Genomic DNA, 19,601 nt, shown 5'->3' on the forward strand with positions numbered 1-19,601 from the left:
ATGAGGTGCTGTATGACATCCCTGACTCGTCCGCGCGTTGAGTTTATCTCAATGGTCCTCCAGACCGTGCTGAGCCTCGGTCTGTTGAGCCTTGGCCTGATACTGGTCGTCTTTCTCGGCAAAGAGACGGTGCATCTGGCGGATGTGCTGTTCGCCCCTGAACAAACCAGCAAATATGAGCTGGTTGAAGGACTGGTGGTCTACTTTCTCTACTTCGAATTTATCGCCCTGATTGTGAAGTACTTTCAGTCTGGCTTTCACTTCCCACTGCGTTACTTTGTCTATATCGGGATCACCGCGATTGTGCGGCTGATCATCGTCGATCATAAATCCCCCCTTGATGTGCTGATCTACTCGGCGGCGATCCTGCTGTTAGTGATTACCCTCTGGCTGTGTAACTCTAAACGGCTGAAACGCGAATAAAAAAATGGCGGCCTGAAGGCCGCCAAACAACAGTCACAAGTTTACTCTTCATATTTTACGCTGCTGATGCGTTGGCTGCGTTCGCTCACCCCAGTCACTTACTTTAGTAAGCTCCTGGGATTCACTCACTTGCCGCCTTCCAGCACCGCAAAATATTTTGAGTATTGGGTCAATACAATACGTCTAAAGTTGAGGGTTGCAGTGGCATAACACAATGAAGCTTAACCTTTCACACCGCCCGCCGTGAGGCCGTTGACCAGCCAGCGCTGAGCCAGCAGGAACACCACGGTTATCGGGATGGCGGAGAGCACCGCGGCTGCGGCAAAGTCGCCCCACAGGTAGTTTTGCGGGTTGAGGTATTGCTGCATACCTACGGCCAGCGTGTAGCTATTCACATCACGCAGCAGCAGCGACGCGACCGGGACTTCGGTAATGGCCGCGATGAACGACAGAATAAAGACCACCGCCAGAATCGGCACCGACAGCGGCAGCAGCACGAGGCGGAAAGCCTGCCACGGTGTTGCCCCATCCAGCGCCGCCGCTTCTTCAAGCGATCCATCGATGGTTTCGAAATAGCCCTTAATCGTCCAGACGTGCAGCGCGATACCGCCCATGTAGGCGAAAATCACGCCGCCGTGGGTGTTCAGACCGATGAAGGGCACGTACTGACCGAGACGGTCAAACAACGCGTACAACGCCACCAGCGACAGCACTGCCGGGAACATCTGGAAAATCAGCATGCTTTTCAGCAGCGTCGCTTTGCCCGGGAAACGCATACGGGCAAAGGCGTAAGCGCAGGTGGTGGAGAGCGCTACAATCCCGATGGCGGTAATGCCGGCCACTTTGATGGAGTTCCACAGCCACAGCAGCACCGGGAACGGCGGCGGCGTCACGCGGCCATCGGCGTGTTCGACGCTGAAGCCCAGCGCCAGCTTCCAGTGCTCCCAGGAGATCTGATCCGGGATCAGGCTGCCGGTGGCGAAGTTCCCTTCACGCAGGGAGATGGCGATAACCATCAGCAGCGGGAACATGATTGCTGCGATAAAAATCAGTAGCCCTAAGTGTGTCGCCAGGAGGCGCAACTTCTGAGATTTGGGTTGTACCATAGCCATAATGTGTGCCCTCCTTAGTCGAATTTCATGCGTGTGGCTTTCAGATTCACAATAGCCAGTGCGCCTACCAGCAGGAAGATCAGGGTGGCGATGGCGGCTGCCAGCCCGAAGTCCTGACCGCCGCCGCCTTCGAAGGCGATGCGGTAGGTGTAGCTCACTAACAGGTCCGTGTAGCCTGCTGGCGTGGTGGTTCCGAGCCTGTCCGGGCTGCCGTTGGTCAGAAGCTGAATCAGTACGAAGTTGTTAAAGTTAAAGGCGAAGCTGGCAATCATCAATGGGGTCAGCGGCTTGATCAGCAGCGGGAACGTAATCTTAAAGAAGTTCTGGAACGGGCCTGCGCCGTCCATCGCCGAGGCTTCGTACAAATCGTCCGGAATCGCTTTCAGCAGCCCCATGCACAGGATCATCATGTACGGATAACCGAGCCAGGTGTTGACGATGATAATCATGCTGCGGGCGGTGGTCGGGTCGCTGAACCAGGCCGGTTTGATGCCAAAGAGCGCGCCCAGCATCATGTTGATTTCACCGAAGCTCTGGTTGAACAGCCCTTTGAAAATCAGAATCGAGATAAACGACGGAACCGCATACGGCAGAATCAGCAGCACGCGATAGATGGCTTTACCCTTGAGGGATTCCCACTGCACCACGCACGCCAGCACCATACCGACTGCTACGGTCAGGATCACCGTCAGGACCGAGAAGACGACTGTCCAGACGAAGATGGCGAAGAACGGCTTCTGGATGCCTTCGTCGGTGAATACGCGGGTAAAGTTGTCCCAGCCGATGGTAACGGTATAGCCTGGGCTGAGTTTTTCGTCGCCCCAGTTGCCGTCGGCATTCACCGACTGATAGAAACCGATCTCGTTGTTCGGACGGTATTTCACGCCGCTCTGGTTGTTAGTCAGCGTGCCGTCATCGGCTTTGGTATAGAGCGGCTGCGTGCCGGAGAACTGGCGCAGCGAGCTCATGATCACTTTGCTTTCGTCTGGCAGGATGGCCGTCAGCTGGGTCAGCGCCTGGCGGTTCTGGGTAATAACACGCAGATTCGCGCGCTCGCCTTCCGGCAGGGCGTCGGCTTCTTTCAGGGTGAGTTTCTGTTCGCCGCCAAATTTAAAGGCGTCGGAAACATAGTTTTTACCGGTCCCTTCGTCGGTCAGGGCCAGCTTCCATTCGTCACCCGCCGGGTATAAACCAAAGTTAAAGGTCTTTCCGGCCTGATAAGAACGGTCCATCAGCACCTGCTGGGCGCGTTCCTGCGCGAGCTGGTTGGTGCTGCTGTAGTTAGTGAATGCAATAGCGATAGTACAGATCAGTGGGAACAGGACGAACAGCCCCATCCCGGCCACACCCGGATAGACATAACGCCAGGCATAGGCTTTACGATTGGCGAAAATATACAGGCCAACAGAGCTTAAAATCAGCGTCATGATGGCGAACAGGTACTCCCCCTGCACATACATTAAAACAACAAGGTAACCCACCAGGAAGCCCAGCAGACCTATCACTGACCATTTCAGCGTGTCGCTTTGCCACCAGTGTTTCTTTTTAATGATATCCATGGGGAATCTTCCTCTACAGCGATGAAAACTTATTGTCAGGCGGCGCGTCGCTGACCTGACCTACGGTTTGAGCCGTAGTAGTAGGGCGGGATCGCTACGCTCACCCGCCATAGTGCTTACTTGGTGATACGACCTTGCGCGTCTTTCAGCGCGGCATCGACAGTCTGACGACCGCTTGCTGCGTTGATCACCGCCGTACGAGTGGCATACCAGAACGCCGCCATTTGCGGGATGTTCGGCATGATTTCACCTTTCTGGGCGTTATCCATCGTAGCCGCAATACGTGGGTCTTTCGCGAGGGTATCCTGGAAGGACTTCAGCGCGACGGCACCCAGCGGTTTGTCCTTGTTCACTTCGTCCAGACCCTGATCGGTCAGCAGATAGTTTTCGAGGAACTCTTTCGCCAGCTCTTTGTTCGGGCTGGCGGCGTTGATGCCTGCGCTCAGCACGCCAACGAACGGTTTAGACGGTTTGCCTTTGAAGGTTGGCAGCAGCGTGACGCCGTAGTTGATTTTGCTCTTGTCGATGTTAGACCAGGCCCACGGACCGTTGATGGTCATCGCGGTTTCGCCTTTGTTGAACGCAGCTTCCGCGATGGAGTAATCGGTATCGGCATTCATGTGTTTGTTCTTGATCAGATCAACCAGGAAAGTCAGACCGGCTTTCGCGCCAGCGCTGTCCACACCCACGTCTTTCACGTCGTATTTACCGTTTTCAAACTTGAAGGCATACCCGCCGTCGGCTGCGATCAGCGGCCAGGTGAAGTACGGTTCTTGCAGGTTGAACATCAGCGCGCTCTTACCCTTCGCCTTCAGCTCTTTATCCAGAGCCGGGATCTCTTCCCAGGATTTCGGCGGATTCGGTACGAGGTCTTTGTTGTAAATCAGAGAGAGGGCTTCAACCGCCACCGGATAGGCGATCAGCTTGCCGTTGTAACGCACGGCGTCCCAGGTGAACGGGAACAGTTTGTCCTGGAACGCTTTATCAGGAGAGACTTCAGCCAGCAGGCCAGACTGTGCGTAGCCACCGAAACGGTCATGCGCCCAGAAGATGATGTCCGGGCCATCGCCCGTTGCCGCGACCTGCGGGAATTTCTCTTCCAGTTTGTCAGGGTGTTCAACGGTGACTTTGATGCCGGTGTCTTTTTCGAATTTCTTACCCACTTCGGCCAGGCCGTTATAGCCTTTGTCGCCGTTAATCCAGATAACCAGCTTACCTTCTTCAATTTTGGCGAGAGCCGGTGCGGAAATCATCATTGCTGCCAGGGCGGACAATGCGAAAACGCGTGCGCCAGTCTTGATCTTCATATCTGCCATCCTTTTTGGTGATGTGCTCGTGGATACACTGAGGTGGTTCAACGTGAGCCAGTTTCCTTATATGACATCCTCTTTCCATCCTCCTTAGGTCTACGCCCCACCCCCGCTTTGTGTGATCTGCGTTGCATAAATTTAAGTTATGAGTCATGGCGCACATAAAAACCCACTGAATTTTGCCGCCTGCATCACGAATTTACCCAGACCACGCCCGGCGCGGTGGCAGAACCGGTTCTCTCATCCTCCCGCCTCCTCCCCCATGAAAAAGGCAGGGGGTGGAGGATTTGCAGAACTTATGGATACCCCATAGTGAACTTATGTTGAATGTTTCTGTCGGTGACAGGTTGTAACGAAGGGAGAAGGGCATGGCGAGCGTACAGCTGCGGAATGTAACGAAAGCCTGGGGCGACGTAGTGGTGTCAAAAGACATCAATCTCGACATCCACGAAGGTGAATTCGTGGTGTTTGTTGGCCCATCAGGCTGCGGTAAGTCAACACTGCTGCGTATGATTGCTGGACTTGAAACGATCACCAGTGGCGATCTGTTTATCGGTGAAACCCGCATGAACGATATCCCACCCGCCGAACGCGGTGTCGGCATGGTTTTCCAGTCTTATGCGCTTTATCCCCATCTCTCCGTTGCCGAAAACATGTCCTTTGGCCTGAAGCTGGCCGGGGCGAAAAAAGATGTCATCAATCAGCGCGTCACCCAGGTGGCGGAAGTGCTGCAGCTGGCACACCTGCTGGAGCGTAAACCGAAAGCGCTCTCCGGCGGACAACGTCAGCGCGTGGCGATTGGCCGTACGCTGGTGGCGGAACCGCGCGTGTTCCTGCTTGATGAACCCCTTTCTAACCTGGACGCCGCCCTGCGCGTTCAGATGCGTATTGAAATTTCCCGCCTGCACAAACGCCTTGGCCGCACGATGGTGTACGTCACCCACGATCAGGTCGAAGCGATGACGCTCGCCGACAAAATCGTGGTGCTGGACGCCGGTCGCGTCGCGCAAGTAGGGAAACCGCTGGAGCTGTATCACTACCCGGCAGATCGCTTCGTTGCGGGCTTTATTGGCTCGCCGAAGATGAACTTCCTGCCGGTCAAAGTGACCGCAACGGCGATCGAACAGGTACAGGTGGAACTGCCGAACCGTCAGCAGATTTGGCTGCCAGTGGACAGCGCTAACGTACAGGTCGGGGCAAACATGTCCCTGGGTATTCGTCCTGAACATTTACTGCCAAGTCAGATCGCCGATGTGACGCTGGAAGGGGACGTTCAGGTCGTCGAACAACTTGGTCACGAAACACAGATTCATATCCAGATCCCCGCCATCCGTCAGAACCTGGTTTACCGCCAGAACGACGTGGTGTTGGTAGAAGAGGGTGCCACATTCGCTATCGGTTTGCCGCCAGAGCGTTGCCATCTGTTCCGAGAGGATGGCACTGCATGTCGTCGGCTGCATAAAGAGCCAGGCGTTTAAGCATTCCAACAAAACTACACGTCATCCTTCGCGCTGCAGCCAACGAAGAGGTAGCCCGAAGAGTGAAGTGTAATAAGAAAAGCAATGATCTCAGGAGATAGAATAATGATTACTCTGCGCAAACTTCCACTGGCAATTGCCGTGACTGCAGGCATTTTGTCTGCTCACGCGGGTGCCGTCGATTTTAAAGGTTACGCCCGTTCGGGTATCGGCTGGACCGGTAGCGGCGGCGCGCAACAGTGCTTCCAGGCAACGGGTGCACAAAGTAAATATCGTCTTGGTAACGAATGTGAAACTTACGCTGAGCTGAAACTGGGCCAGGAAGTGTGGAAAGAAGGCGATAAGAGCTTCTACTTCGACACCAACGTCGCGTACTCCGTTGCACAGCAGAACGACTGGGAAGCTACTGATCCCGCGTTCCGTGAAGCCAACGTGCAGGGTAAAAACCTGATTGAATGGCTGCCAGGTTCCACCATGTGGGCGGGTAAGCGCTTCTATCAGCGTCATGACGTTCACATGATCGACTTCTACTACTGGGATATCTCCGGCCCGGGTGCAGGTCTGGAAAACGTGGATCTCGGCTTTGGTAAACTCTCCATGGCTGTGACCCGTTCGACTGAAGCGGGCGGCTCCTCTACCTTCGCCAGCAACAACATTCGTGATTACACCACTGATACCGCTAACGACGTCTTCGACGTGCGTTTAGCGCAGATGGAAATCAACCCAGGCGGTACGCTGGAACTGGGCGTTGACTACGGTCACACCAACGTAAATGACGATTACTATCTGCAGCCGAACGCCTCCAAAGATGGCTGGATGTTCACCGCAGAACATACCCAAAGCATGCTGAAAGGCTTTAACAAGTTCGTCGTTCAGTACGCAACAGACTCCATGACCTCTCAGGGTAAAGGCCTGAACCAGGGTGCTGGCATCGGTCTGGGTAATGACGATTCCGATGGCAAACTGTATGCCTACGGCATCAACAACAACGGCCACCTGCTGCGCGTTCTCGACCACGGTGCAATCTCCCTGGGCGACAGCTGGGACCTGATGTACGTCGGTATGTACCAGGACATCGACTGGGATAACGGCAACGGCACCAAATGGTACACCGTGGGTGTGCGCCCAATGTACAAATGGACGCCAATCATGAGTACCTTGCTGGAAGTGGGCTACGACAACGTCAAATCCCAGAACACCGGCGACAAAAACAACCAGTACAAAGTCACCCTGGCGCAACAATGGCAGGCTGGCGACAGCATCTGGTCCCGTCCGGCAATCCGCGTCTTCGCAACCTATGCGAAGTGGGATGAGAAATGGGGTTACGACACTTCGGGTAGCCCGATCACTACCAGCGGTAACTACAACTCCAACTTCGGTATGCAGACTGCAGGCCTTGGCCGCGGCGATAACGACGAGTGGAGCTTCGGTGCCCAGATGGAAATCTGGTGGTAATCCGCAGTTAATCTCACGTAATGGCTAAACAAAGGAGGGGCGCAAGCCCCTCTGATTTAAGCGTCGCGCGCTATTGCCTGGCCACCGCTGCGCTGAATATCTGAGGTGATAACAATGAAAATGAACAAAAGTCTCGTCGCCCTCTGCCTTTCCGCTGGCCTGCTGGCAAGCGTTCCGGCAGTCAGTTTTGCCGAGGTTAATTTCGTTCCGCAGAACACCACGGCGGCTCCCGCCATCCCGGCTTCTGCACTGCAACAACTGGTCTGGACGCCTGTCGACCAGTCTAAAACCCAAAGCACCGATCTTGCGAGCGGCGGCCAGCAGCTAAATGTGCCTGGTATTTCCGGCCCGGTCGCGGCCTGGAGCGTCCCGGCAAACATTGGTGAGCTGAACCTGACGCTGACCAGTATTGTCGACAAGCAAACCCACGTCTTTGCGCCGAACGTGCTGATTCTGGATCAGAACATGACGCCATCGGCGTTCTTCCCGAGCAGCTATTTTACCTATCAGGAACCGGGCGTGATGAGCGCCGATCGCCTGGAAGGGGTGATGCGCCTGACGCCTGCGCTGGGTCAGCAGAAAATTTATGTGCTGGTCTTCACGACGCCGCAGGATCTCGCCCAGACAACTACCCTGGTTGACCCGGCCAAAGCCTACGCCAAAGGCACGGGCAATGCGGTCCCGGATATTCCGGATCCAAAAGCGCGCCACACCACCGACGGCACGCTGAAACTGAAGGTCAGCACCTCTTCTGCCTCCAGCGTACTGGTTGGCCCACTGTTTGGCTCCGCTGGCCCTGGCCCTGTGACTGTGGGTAACACCGCCGCACCAGCTTATGCCGCGCCTGTCGCCGCTGCCCCTGCCGCTGCGCCGACACCAGCACCAGCTCCGGCGAAGAAAGCCGAGCCGATGTTGAATGACACTGAAAGTTACTTCAATCGCGCCATCAAAGAAGCAGTTGATCGCGGCGATGTAGACAAAGCGCTGAAGCTGCTGGATGAAGCTGAGCGTTTAGGTTCGACCACTGCCCGTTCCACCTTTATCAGCAGTGTAAAAGGCAAGGGGTGACCGTCTCCCCGCAGTGCTGATGTTGTCAGTAGTTTAGTGCGCCTGAGTGGGCGCACTTTTTTTTGGGCGGCGCAGGCTGTTGCACTCCTGTTGCGATAATGATCGTTAAACCGCGTTTGGCCGCCCCCAATCTGCTTTTCTGCGATACAATAGCCAGACGTTATGTATCGGAGAGTCTGGCATGTCACACCCTGCGCTAACGCAACTGCGTGCGCTGCGCTATTTTGAAAACATTCCCGCGCTTGACCCGGAGCAACTGGACTGGTTGCTGCTGGAAGATTCCATGACGAAACGCTTTGAGCAGCAGGGGAAAAAAGTCACGGTAACGCTGATTCAGGAAGGGTTCGTCTCCCCTGAGGACGTCGCCAGTGAACTGCCGCTGCTGCCAAAAGAAGATCGTTACTGGCTGCGTGAAATTTTACTCTGCGCCGATGGTGAACCCTGGCTTGCCGGGCGGACCGTGGTCCCTGAATCTACCCTGTGCGGTCCGGAGCTGGCGCTGCAACAGCTGGGTAAAACCCCGCTGGGACGCTATCTTTTTACTTCGTCTGAGCTTACCCGTGATTTTATTGAAATTGGTCGCAATGCAGACCTGTGGGGACGCCGTTCCCGCCTGCGCTTAAGCGGCAAGCCGCTCATGCTGACAGAACTCTTTTTGCCTGCATCGCCGTTGTACTAAGAGGATATGAAAATGGAGTGGAGTCTGACGCAGGATAAGCTGCTGGCTTTTCACCGCTTGATGCGTACCGATAAACCCATCGGCACCTTTTTGCTGCTGTGGCCGACGCTATGGGCGCTGTGGGTTGCCACCCCAGGTTTACCGCCGCTGTGGATCCTGGCAGTGTTTGTCGCAGGCGTCTGGCTGATGCGTGCCGCGGGCTGCGTGGTTAACGATTATGCCGACCGCAAATTTGACGGCCACGTGAAACGCACCGCCAACCGTCCGATGCCGAGCGGTCAGGTGTCAGAAAAAGAGGCCCGCACGCTGTTTGTGGTGCTGGTGCTCCTCGCGTTTCTGCTGGTTTTAACGCTCAACACCATGACGATTTTACTCTCGGTTGCGGCACTGGCGCTGGCGTGGGTGTATCCGTTTATGAAGCGCTATACCCATCTGCCGCAGGTGGTGCTGGGCGCGGCATTTGGCTGGTCGATTCCGATGGCGTTTGCCGCCGTCAGTGAATCTGTGCCCTTGAGCTGCTGGCTGATGTTCCTCGCTAACATTCTGTGGGCGGTGGCGTACGACACCCAGTATGCGATGGTCGACGCGATGACGATCTGAAAATTGGCATCAAATCGACGGCGATTCTGTTTGGCCGCCACGACAAGCTGATCATCGGGGTATTGCAGGTCGCGGTGTTAGGGCTGATGGTACTGATTGGTTATCTGAACGCCCTGAACTGGGAATTTTACTGGTCCGTGCTGGTGGCGGGGATGCTGTTTGCATATCAGCAAAAGCTGATTGCGAATCGCGAGCGTGAAGCCTGTTTCAAAGCGTTTTTGAACAACAACTATGTTGGGCTGGTGCTGTTTTTAGGGCTGGCGATGAGCTATTTTTCCTGAAAAAAATGCCCGGCAGCGCTAACGCTCACCGGGCACATATCTGATGCATATTTGTAATTGTAAGCCGGGAAAGGCGAAACCGCCTCCCGGCTTTTTTATGTCACTCGTCCTGCGTTGCGCTTTCAATGGTCAAACGCACGTCCGACGTAATCAGCTCGGCCAGCATTTGATAAACCTTCATCGTCTCTTCAGGTTCCGCATCGCCGGTATCGCTGATATAGCCTTCATCGCGCAGCGTCAGTACCAGTGAGCTAAACACCGCTTTATCGAAGAACTCTGGTGCGTTAATGCCGTGCAGCACGGATAAACGCTGAGCCAGCGTGCGGCTCTCTTTTTCCAGGGTACCACGGTTGATGGACGGGTTCGCGCTCAACAGCCAGAAGGTGATCGCGTAGCGCTGCAATGTTTCACGTGCACCGGCCGCCAGCAGTTGCAGCGTGCGGGAACGTGACGGGTTGATATGCAGCTCGTCATCTTTGACGGTCAACAGACCCTGACGCAGCAGCTCAGCAGTCAGTTTTTCCAGCTCAACGGCCACTTCATCTTTGCTCCAGCTCAGGAACAGCTCTTCTTTCAGCATCGGATAGAGCGTCTCAACATGGCGCAGCAGTTCCTGACGGGAAATGCGGCGATGCTGAGTGATGATGGCTGCCATCAGCGACGGCAACATCAGCATATGCGTGATGTTGTTACGATAGTAGGTCATCAGCACCGCCTGCTCGCGCGGCAGAATGATGATGTCCCCGATGGTGTCCTTCTCAACTTCGAACTTGTTCATCTGCAGCGCGTGGTCGATCAACTGACTGGCGGTGGCAGACGGAACGGTGGAATCCGCTGAGTACGGGACATTACGCATAATATCCAGATAGCAATCGAGCTGTTCGGTCAGCTGTTCGCGCGTCAGCGAGCGCTGGCGTGAGGCTAACAGTGCCGTGACGCACAGGTTCATGGCGTTGGCCGCCCCGGCGTTGTTAATACGCACCATCAGATCGGCCGCGATATTATTCACCGTAGGCGTCAGCCATGCAGGGCGAATCGCTTCGATTGGGTCGATAGATTCGCGCCACTCCGGCACGTGCTGGTTCAGATAGGTCATCAGCGGCAGCGGTTCGCCAAAGTTCACGTAACCTTGGCCGAGATTGCGCAGCTTGCTCAGGCCTTTCAGCATCTGAGGCAGGCTCTCTTTCTCTTTGGTCGCACCGCGCAGCTCTTTGGCGTAAGTGCCCACTTCCATGACGTGCTCGTAACCGATGTAGATCGGCACCAGCGTAATCGGACGCGTACCGCCGCGCAGCATCGCCTGAATGGTCATCGACAGAGTACCGGTTTTCGGGTCCAGAAGACGGCCCGTACGGGAACGCCCCCCTTCGACGAAATACTCAACGGAATAGCCACGGCTAAACAGCTCGCCCAGATATTCGCGGAACACCGTGGAGTAGAGCTTGTTGCCTTTGAAGGTACGACGAATAAAGAACGCCCCCAGACGGCGGAAAATCGGGCCGGCTGGCCAGAAATTCAGGTTGATACCGGCCGCGATGTGCGGTGGTACCAGCCCCTGGTGATACAGCACATAAGACAGCAGCAGGTAGTCCATGTGGCTGCGGTGGCAAGGCACATAGACGATTTCGTGGCCGTCGTGGGCAAGCTGGCGCACGCGCTCGGCGTTATGGACGTTAATCCCCTGATACAGACGGTTCCAGGTGAAGCTCAGGATACGGTCGGAGAGGCGGATCATCTCATAGGAGAAGTTGGCCGCGATCTCTTCCATCAGAGCGATGGCGTTTTGCTGGGCTTTCTCGTGAGAGATTTTCTTGCTGCGCGCTTCGTCTTCAACCGCGCGGGCAATGGCTTTAGATGCCAGCAATTTGTTGAACAGGTCCTGGCGTGCAGGCAGGCGCGGGCCAACGGCAGCCAGACGCTGACGGGCAAAGTGCATACGCGCGACGCGAGCCAGTTTCTGGGCGATGATTTTATCCGTCCCGTGCTCATCCGCCATGCGGCGCAGGGAGACGGAAGGGGAGAAACGCACAAAGCTGTCGCGGCCTAACCATGAGACGGCAAAGAACTTCTGGATGCCGTTCAGCATACGCAGTGGTGGGTTTTCCTCGCCTTTCTGACGGCCAGGACGACGACCAAACATCACCGACACCGGCACCATCTGGACATCCAGATTTGGGTTGCTGCGGTGCAGATCGAGGTAGTCGTGGAACAGCTTGATGGACTCTTCTTTTGGCGTGTAATAGGTGAACACGCGCGGCCCGCCGTGAATAAACACGTAGCGCGGCAGCAGAGTCCCGTCGACCTCAAGGGGTTCGAGCGGATCGGGCAAGTCATGCGCCAGACATTGGGCGCGGAGCGTCAGTAAGTCTGCCTTCGAGTTGTAAGGCAAAACGTACATAATAGGGCGCGAGGTATCGAGCCCTAATTCCAGCGCAGGTTCCGCCGGGATAGACTTACTTTTTACCAGGACGCTTAATGGTAAATTAAGTAATTTGTAGTAAATTCGTGGCCAGCCGGACATAAACGATGTAAAGCCTCTGGTTAATAATGCAATTGCGGCGCAAGGATAACAGAAAGCGCGCAAAATTTCTGTTGTTACCGGTCATACTTCAGGCTGTATTGCTACGCGCTACAGCTATAGTTACTGACGCTAAATCTAAGAAAAGGTTCTTTTAATGGCCAATAATACCACTGGGTTAACCCGAATCATCAAAGCTGCCGGATATTCATGGAAAGGTTTCCGCGCCGCATGGATCAATGAGGCCGCTTTCCGCCAGGAAGGGGTTGCTGCGGTTGTTGCGGTGATCATCGCCTGTTTTCTGGATGTCGACCCGATAACCCGCGTATTGCTCATTGGTTCAGTCCTTCTGGTGATGATAGTGGAAATTCTCAACAGCGCTATTGAAGCGGTGGTGGATCGCATCGGTTCTGATTTCCATGAACTGTCGGGCCGTGCGAAGGACATGGGTTCTGCCGCTGTGCTGCTGGCGATTATCATCGCAGCCATCACCTGGGGCACGCTTCTTTGGTCACATTTTCGATAAGGCTTCAGGAATCCAATAAGTCTCTGGTTTTTTGTGCAGTTTTTGATTCCAAAATCACCTTTGACTGTATATACTCACAGCATAACTGTATATACACCCAGGGGGCGGAATGAAAGCGTTAACGGCCAGACAGCAAGAGGTGTTTGATCTCATTCGAGATCATATCAGCCAGACGGGAATGCCACCGACGCGTGCGGAAATCGCACAGCGCCTGGGCTTCCGTTCTCCAAATGCCGCTGAAGAGCATCTCAAAGCGCTGGCGCGTAAAGGCGTTCTTGAGATTGTCTCTGGTGCGTCACGCGGAATTCGCCTGCTGGTGGAAGAAGAAGAAGGTCTGCCACTTGTGGGGCGCGTCGCGGCGGGTGAGCCTTTGCTGGCACAGCAACATATTGAAGGTCACTATCAGGTCGATCCGGCCATGTTCAAGCCAAGTGCCGATTTCCTGCTGCGCGTCAGTGGGATGTCCATGAAAGACATCGGTATTCTGGACGGCGATCTGCTGGCGGTTCATAAAACGCAGGATGTGCGCAACGGGCAGGTTGTGGTTGCGCGTATCGACGACGAAGTGACCGTTAAGCGCCTGAAAAAACAGGGCAACACGGTTCAGCTGTTGCCAGAAAACAGCGAGTTTTCCCCGATTGTGGTGGATCTCCGCGAACAGGCTTTCTCTATTGAAGGTCTGGCTGTTGGTGTTATCCGCAACGGCGAATGGCTGTAATCTCTTACTGACAGGCTGTGGTCGCGCCGCAGCCTGACTGTCTACTCTCAATTCCCGGTACTTTCTCATGTCTCTGCTGACAACCTCAGACAAGGCATTGTGGCGTCTTGCGCTGCCGATGATTTTCTCCAATATCACCGTTCCTCTGTTAGGGCTGGTGGATACGGCGGTGATTGGTCATTTGGATTCCCCTGTTTACCTCGGCGGCGTAGCCATTGGCGCGACGGCGACCAGTTTCCTCTTTATGCTGCTGCTCTTTTTACGCATGAGCACCACCGGGCTGACTGCCCAGGCGTTTGGTGCCAAAGATCCCGTTCGACTTGCCCGTGCGCTGGTGCAGCCGCTGATCCTCGCCCTTGGCGCAGGTCTGCTGATTGTTTTGCTGCGCACGCCGCTCATCGATCTGGCTCTGCATGTCGTGGGCGGTAGTGAGGCGGTGCTGGAACAGGCGCGGCGCTTCCTCGAAATCCGCTGGCTCAGCGCACCGGCATCGCTGGCAAATCTGGTTCTGCTTGGCTGGTTGCTGGGCGTGCAGTACGCGCGTGCGCCGGTGATCCTGCTGGTGGTGGGAAATTTACTCAACATCGTGCTCGATCTGTGGCTGGTGATGGGTCTGAACATGAACGTGCAGGGGGCGGCGCTTGCAACGGTGGTCGCCGAGTACGGCACTTTCTTCATTGGTCTATGGATGGTGAAACGTGTGCTGGCCATGCGGGGAATCTCATTCGCGATGCTCAAAACAGCGTGGCACGGCAACATCCGTAAACTGCTGGCGCTTAATCGCGACATCATGCTTCGCTCGCTGCTACTGCAACTTTGCTTTGGCGCCCTGACGGTGTTCGGCGCGCGGCTGGGGCCGGAGATCGTGGCCGTAAACGCGGTGCTGATGACGCTGCTGACGTTCACCGCCTATGCGCTGGACGGTTTTGCCTATGCGGTTGAAGCCCATTCAGGCCAGGCCTATGGTGCCCGTGAGGCGGGGCAGTTGCAGGAGGTCTGGCGCGCGGCCTGTCGTCAGTCTGGGCTGGTAGCGCTGGTCTTCGCACTGATCTATGCCTTATTTGGCGGGCAGATTGTGGCGCTATTGACCTCGCTGCCTGAACTGAGAGAACTGGCTAATCACTACATCATCTGGCAGGTCGTGTTACCGGTGGTGGGGGTGTGGTGTTATCTGCTGGACGGTATGTTTATCGGCGCAACGCGCGGGGCGGAAATGCGCAACAGCATGGCAGTCGCGGCGGCCGGTTTCGCCCTGACGCTCTTCACGCTGCCCTGGCTCGGCAACCACGGTTTGTGGCTGGCACTGGCGGTGTTTCTCGCCCTGCGCGGCCTGTCATTAGCGCTGATTTGGCGGCGCCACTGGCGCAATAACAGCTGGTTTAGCGGATAGCGTGATTTGACGAAACGGTTAAAGATTCTGAATCTCAACACGCATGCCGAATCCTTATCTACAATTATTATCACGTCCAGCAGAAATGAACGTAACGGACGACTCGAATTTACGTGATAACCGAACGATGAGGAATTGATTATGAATAAAGACGAAATCGGCGGTAACTGGAAACAGTTCAAAGGTAAAGCGAAAGAACAATGGGGTAAACTGACCGACGATGACGTGACCGTCATTGAAGGTAAACGCGAACAGCTGGTAGGTAAGATTCAGGAACGCTACGGCTACGCGAAAGACCAAGCGGAAAAAGAGGTTGTTGACTGGGAAAAACGCAACGACTACCGCTGGTAACAGAGTTCTACCCGTTGTACACGGAAGTACAATCCCTGAGGGCGGCCTAATGGCCGCCCGCTTCGTTTCTAGCGCGGTTTTTTCTTCACCAGAATGGAGTGATCGTGCTGACATTCACCCTGATGACGACAGGCTTCCACTTCAACACACGCTGAACACAATCCGTGTGCTTCAATCACGTTATGGCGCAGGGCAAAGCCCATTTTAGCCGCCAGTGAATGCATAATATCTTCCACACCTTCCGCCCCCTCTTCTTTGACCGCGCCGCAGCGATCGCAGATAAACATGGCTGAGGTATGTGTTGGCTGATCGAACAGATGGCACAGCACATAGCTGTTAGTCGACTCCACCTTATGCACAAAGCCTTGCTCCAGCAGGAAATCCAGCGCGCGATAAACGGTGGGCGGTTTCGCCTGCGGCTCGCTTTCGCGCAGCAAATCAAGCAGATCGTAGGCGCTGATGGCACCGCGTTGCAGGCTCATCAGACGTAACACTTCAAGGCGCTGCGGGGTCAGGCGCACATTGCGTTGCGCACAGAGCTTTTCAGCTTGCGCTAACAGATCTTGCATCGTGGTCTTATCCATATCGCACCTCGAATTATGGAGTCTGGAAAACCCTCACTTTACCATGTTCTGCTGAAAACGCCGAGATCCGCCACAGTTGTGCTATACCTGACCCATCGCCACACGGGAAAAATACAATGAAAAGACCTGATTGCATCCGGCACTGGCGCGACGTCGAAGGTGCCGACGACTCCACTTATCCAGACAGCGACGAACTTTTTGCTATCGGCGCACCGCTGGCCCGCAAACTGGGGCTTGGGCGGATTGGTATCCACCATGAACGCCTGCCGCCGGGCCGTCGCACTTCGTATCCGCACGCTGAAAGCGACGAAGAGGAGTTTATCTTTGTTATTGAAGGGTATCCCCAGGCGTGGATTAACGGATATTTATGGAAACTAGAGCCGGGCGACAGCGTCGGTTTTCCGGCCGGAACCGGCGTGTGCCACACCTTTATTAATAACACCGACGAAGAGGTGCGGCTGCTGGTGGTGGGCGAGGCGAACAAAAAACACAACCGCATCTATTACCCGCTCAATCCGGTCTACGCCGCCACCCGCGAGGACCGCTGGGTGGACCATCCGCCGCAATTTTTTGGCCCTCACGATGGAAAACCTGGGCGAAAATAATATCCTCTTCTATAAATATTGAGGGCCGTCACAAATTACAACAGGCCTCGCGGAAGATTTAACTTAGGGAACAGGCGTGTCTTTTTGATGTTATTCACAGCAATAGTTCGTCCCTGTATGGGTGATAACTGACAGGGGTTGTTTAATAACAGACTATAAAACGAGCATACTGTGAAAAAACATTTTAAATTTTCGGTGGTTAGCATCGCTGTCTCCCTGTTTATGGCAAACGAGGCGGGAGCAGCCAATACCTGGACAGAAGCGCGTAGCGACGCGATGGGCGGTACTGGCGTTGCATCAGGCAATTACGGTAGCGGAGCGTTTATTAACCCGGCACTGCTGGCAAAGGCAAAACCGGATGACGACATTACCGTTATTTTGCCTTCGGTCGGCGCACAGATTACTGACAAAGATAATCTGCAGGATCAGATCGACGATATCAGCGATAAAGTCGATTACTACGACGATGTGGTTAACAGCCTGACAGCGGCTGAGATCATCGCCAATCCTTTGGGATCCGTTAACCAGTTTCAGAGTGCCGCGAAAGATCTCGCTGACGAGCTGGACGATCTGAAAGGTAAAACCGCTCGCGCCACCGCCGGTGCTGGGATTGCGGTCAGCATTCCAAATAACGTGCTGGCGGTCGCCTTTGTGGCGAAAGGCAACGCTCACGCGCGCGTAAGCTCCTCTATCGACCAACAGGATATCGATTATCTGCGCAGCATCCAGAACAGTAAACTGGTGGCGGGCAGCGTCGCGCTTGATGCCGCTCTTAACGGTTCGGATGAGATCACCAAAAACCTCAACTCCACGGCCTCAGGCCGGGCGGCGATTGTCTCTGACTATGGCGTCGCGGTGGCCCGTCAGTTTGATATTGGCGATGTGCCGGTCTCCGTCGGTATCACGCCAAAACTGCAAAAAACCTGGCTCTACAACTACACCACCTCCATTTACACCTACGACAGCAGCGACTGGAACAGTAGCCGCTATCGCACGGACGATACTGGCTTTAACGTGGATGCCGGTGTGGCCGCCGATTTTGGCGAGAACTGGACGGTGGGCTTGAGCGGGCAGAACCTGATGTCGCGCGATATCGATACCAAAGATATCCGTATCCGCAATGGCCGCACGGGTGACGTGGTGAGCTACAAAGACACCTACCAGATCCGTCCGCTGGTGACTGCGGGCGTGGCCTGGCATAACGATCTGGTAACCCTGACCGCCGATGGCGATCTGACTGAAACCAAAGGCTTCAAGAGCGAAGATAACTCTCAGTACGTCGGCGTCGGCGCCGAGGTCACTCCGCTCAGCTGGCTGGCGGTGCGCGCCGGTTATCGCGCGGACGTGAAGGACAACGACAGCAACGTCTTTACCGGCGGTGTTGGCTTTGCGCCGTTCAACGCGGTCCATGTGGATCTGATGGGTCTGTACGGCGAGGACAAAACCTGGGGGGCAGGCGCGCAGCTGAGCGTCACCTTCTAAGACGACCGGAGGCCATGCGCCTCCGGCTTTTCTTTGTGCTATAGTAGCGCCCCTTTTCCACCACATGCTTAAAACTTCGCCATGCCGTCAGAACTACAGTCCGATTTCCCTGCACACCGTTTTTCCATCGCGCCGATGCTCGACTGGACCGACAGACACTGCCGCTATTTCCTGCGTCAGCTCTCTCGCCACACGCTGCTGTACACCGAAATGGTCACCACCGGGGCGATCATTCACGGAAAGGGCGACTATCTGGCCTATAGCGAAGAAGAGCATCCGGTTGCGTTGCAGCTTGGTGGCAGCGATCCGGCGGCGCTGTCGCATTGTGCAAAACTGGCGCAAGAGCGTGGGTACGACGAAATTAACCTCAACGTCGGCTGCCCGTCCGATCGCGTGCAGAACGGCATGTTCGGCGCATGCCTGATGGGGAATGCCCAACTGGTGGCGGATTGCGTCAAAGCGATGCGCGATGTGGTGTCGATTCCGGTGACGGTCAAAACCCGTATCGGCATCGACGATCAGGACAGCTACGAATTCCTGTGCGATTTCATCAACACCGTGTCTGGCAATGGCGAGTGCGAGATGTTTATTATCCACGCGCGTAAAGCCTGGTTGTCCGGCCTTAGTCCAAAAGAGAACCGTGAAATTCCGCCGCTGGACTACCCGCGCGTGTATCAGCTGAAGCGTGATTTCCCGCATCTGACAATGTCGATTAACGGCGGTATCAAGTCTCTCGACGAAGCTAAAGCCCATTTAGAACATATGGATGGCGTCATGGTAGGCCGCGAGGCGTATCAAAATCCGGGCATTCTGGCCTCGGTGGATCGCGAGATCTTTGGCGTTGAGCGTGCCGATAACGATCCGGTGGCCGTGGTGCGTGCCATGTACCCGTACATCGAACGTGAGCTGAGCAATGGCACCTATCTGGGCCACGTGACGCGTCATATGCTCGGGTTGTTCCAGGGCATTCCAGGGGCGCGTCAGTGGCGTCGCTACCTGAGTGAAAACGCGCATAAAGCCGGGGCGGATATCGAAGTCCTCGAGCAGGCCCTGCGTCTGGTCGCTGACAAACGTTAATTTTCACTAAAAGTTCGTCAAATTCACCATGCCCTGCGAATGTTCGCGGGGCGTTTTGTTTTGAATTCAATAAGTTAAATTTGGCACGTTTCTTGTAATAGTCACTACATCTTTATGGTATTGACGTGGGAGAGAGCCATGCTGGAATTGCTGTTTGTGATTGGATTTTTTGTCATGCTGATGGCGACCGGAATTTCGCTGCTTGGCATTCTGGCGGCACTGGTTGTGGCGACGGTGGTGATGTTTATCGGTGGGTTGTTTGCACTGATGCTAAAACTGCTGCCGTGGTTGCTGTTGGCGGTCGCGGTTGTGTGGGTGATTCGGGCGATAAAAGCGCCAAAAGTCCCACAGTATCAGCGCAATAACCGCTTTCGTTACTAAGGTA

At 55.2% G+C, this 19,601-nt stretch carries 18 protein-coding genes and 1 pseudogene; 14 read left to right on the top strand and 5 right to left on the bottom strand.

The genetic code is table 11. The features are described from left to right. Positions 1–12: 12 nt before the first annotated feature. Positions 13–423: a phosphate-starvation-inducible protein PsiE gene (psiE, locus tag ETG88_RS19000; RefSeq protein WP_095280319.1), complete on the top strand. Its 411-nt coding sequence runs from the start codon at positions 13–15 to the stop codon at positions 421–423. Positions 424–644: 221 nt separating this feature from the next. Here the strand turns inward: psiE and malG are convergent, their stop codons facing one another. The 3 genes from malG to malE form a co-directional block, all read right to left on the bottom strand. Further along, positions 645–1,535, bottom strand: a complete 891-nt coding sequence (gene malG, locus ETG88_RS19005; RefSeq protein ID WP_100778072.1) for a maltose ABC transporter permease MalG — start codon at positions 1,533–1,535, stop codon at positions 645–647. Between the two features lie 14 nt (positions 1,536–1,549). Continuing rightward, a complete protein-coding gene (gene malF, locus ETG88_RS19010; protein ID WP_129036111.1) occupies positions 1,550–3,094 on the bottom strand; it encodes a maltose ABC transporter permease MalF in 1,545 nt (514 codons plus the stop codon). A 116-nt stretch (positions 3,095–3,210) separates the two neighbouring features. Next, entirely contained in the window at positions 3,211–4,401 is a 1,191-nt protein-coding gene (gene malE / locus ETG88_RS19015; protein ID WP_100778070.1) for a maltose/maltodextrin ABC transporter substrate-binding protein MalE, read from the bottom strand. 371 nt (positions 4,402–4,772) lie between these two features. Between malE and malK the strand changes: the two genes are divergently transcribed. The 5 genes and pseudogenes from malK (at position 4,773) to ubiA (ending at position 9,965) form a co-directional block, all read left to right on the top strand. Beyond that, a complete protein-coding gene (gene malK, locus ETG88_RS19025; protein ID WP_123429858.1) occupies positions 4,773–5,882 on the top strand; it encodes a maltose/maltodextrin ABC transporter ATP-binding protein MalK in 1,110 nt (369 codons plus the stop codon). 102 nt (positions 5,883–5,984) lie between these two features. Continuing rightward, positions 5,985–7,337 (top strand): maltoporin, encoded by a 1,353-nt coding sequence (locus ETG88_RS19030; RefSeq protein WP_100780781.1) that lies wholly within the window; start codon positions 5,985–5,987, stop codon positions 7,335–7,337. A 114-nt stretch (positions 7,338–7,451) separates the two neighbouring features. Then, positions 7,452–8,405 (top strand): maltose operon protein MalM, encoded by a 954-nt coding sequence (malM, locus tag ETG88_RS19035; protein ID WP_123429859.1) that lies wholly within the window; start codon positions 7,452–7,454, stop codon positions 8,403–8,405. Positions 8,406–8,586: 181 nt separating this feature from the next. After that, positions 8,587–9,084, top strand: coding sequence for a chorismate lyase (gene ubiC, locus ETG88_RS19040; protein ID WP_129036112.1), 498 nt, complete (start codon positions 8,587–8,589; stop codon positions 9,082–9,084). Positions 9,085–9,096: 12 nt separating this feature from the next. Beyond that, positions 9,097–9,965: pseudogene (gene ubiA, locus ETG88_RS19045) on the top strand (4-hydroxybenzoate octaprenyltransferase). Between the two features lie 100 nt (positions 9,966–10,065). Here the strand turns inward: ubiA and plsB are convergent. After that, positions 10,066–12,486 (bottom strand): glycerol-3-phosphate 1-O-acyltransferase PlsB, encoded by a 2,421-nt coding sequence (plsB, locus tag ETG88_RS19050; RefSeq protein WP_129036113.1) that lies wholly within the window; start codon positions 12,484–12,486, stop codon positions 10,066–10,068. Between the two features lie 154 nt (positions 12,487–12,640). Here plsB and ETG88_RS19055 point away from each other — a divergent pair, with 154 nt between their 5' ends. From ETG88_RS19055 to ETG88_RS19070, 4 genes are all read left to right on the top strand, one after another. After that, complete coding sequence (locus tag ETG88_RS19055; RefSeq protein ID WP_100778064.1) at positions 12,641–13,009, top strand: diacylglycerol kinase; 369 nt, start codon at positions 12,641–12,643, stop codon at positions 13,007–13,009. 109 nt (positions 13,010–13,118) lie between these two features. Further along, entirely contained in the window at positions 13,119–13,727 is a 609-nt protein-coding gene (gene lexA, locus ETG88_RS19060; RefSeq protein WP_100778063.1) for a transcriptional repressor LexA, read from the top strand. A 67-nt stretch (positions 13,728–13,794) separates the two neighbouring features. Next, positions 13,795–15,117 carry an MATE family efflux transporter DinF gene (dinF, locus tag ETG88_RS19065; protein WP_129036114.1) on the top strand — a complete coding sequence of 441 codons (1,323 nt, stop codon included), beginning with the start codon at positions 13,795–13,797 and terminating at the stop codon, positions 15,115–15,117. Between the two features lie 141 nt (positions 15,118–15,258). After that, positions 15,259–15,468, top strand: coding sequence for a CsbD family protein (locus ETG88_RS19070; RefSeq protein WP_095280331.1), 210 nt, complete (start codon positions 15,259–15,261; stop codon positions 15,466–15,468). 68 nt (positions 15,469–15,536) lie between these two features. Here the strand turns inward: ETG88_RS19070 and zur are convergent, their stop codons facing one another. After that, positions 15,537–16,052, bottom strand: a complete 516-nt coding sequence (gene zur, locus ETG88_RS19075; RefSeq protein WP_100778061.1) for a zinc uptake transcriptional repressor Zur — start codon at positions 16,050–16,052, stop codon at positions 15,537–15,539. Between the two features lie 116 nt (positions 16,053–16,168). Between zur and ETG88_RS19080 the strand changes: the two genes are divergently transcribed. The 4 genes from ETG88_RS19080 (at position 16,169) to pspG (ending at position 19,597) form a co-directional block, all read left to right on the top strand. Then, positions 16,169–16,657 (top strand): cupin domain-containing protein, encoded by a 489-nt coding sequence (locus ETG88_RS19080; RefSeq protein WP_100778060.1) that lies wholly within the window; start codon positions 16,169–16,171, stop codon positions 16,655–16,657. Between the two features lie 222 nt (positions 16,658–16,879). After that, the gene (locus ETG88_RS19085) at positions 16,880–18,139 is read left to right on the top strand and encodes a conjugal transfer protein TraF (RefSeq protein ID WP_228483554.1); all 1,260 of its coding nucleotides are present in this window, start codon (positions 16,880–16,882) and stop codon (positions 18,137–18,139) included. Between the two features lie 81 nt (positions 18,140–18,220). Next, the gene (gene dusA, locus ETG88_RS19090) at positions 18,221–19,216 is read left to right on the top strand and encodes a tRNA dihydrouridine(20/20a) synthase DusA (RefSeq protein ID WP_129036115.1); all 996 of its coding nucleotides are present in this window, start codon (positions 18,221–18,223) and stop codon (positions 19,214–19,216) included. A 138-nt stretch (positions 19,217–19,354) separates the two neighbouring features. Beyond that, positions 19,355–19,597 (top strand): envelope stress response protein PspG, encoded by a 243-nt coding sequence (gene pspG / locus ETG88_RS19095; RefSeq protein WP_100778057.1) that lies wholly within the window; start codon positions 19,355–19,357, stop codon positions 19,595–19,597. Positions 19,598–19,601: the final 4 nt, after the last annotated feature.

Source organism: Lelliottia nimipressuralis, from assembly GCF_004115925.1.
Lineage (GTDB): Bacteria > Pseudomonadota > Gammaproteobacteria > Enterobacterales > Enterobacteriaceae > Enterobacter > Enterobacter nimipressuralis.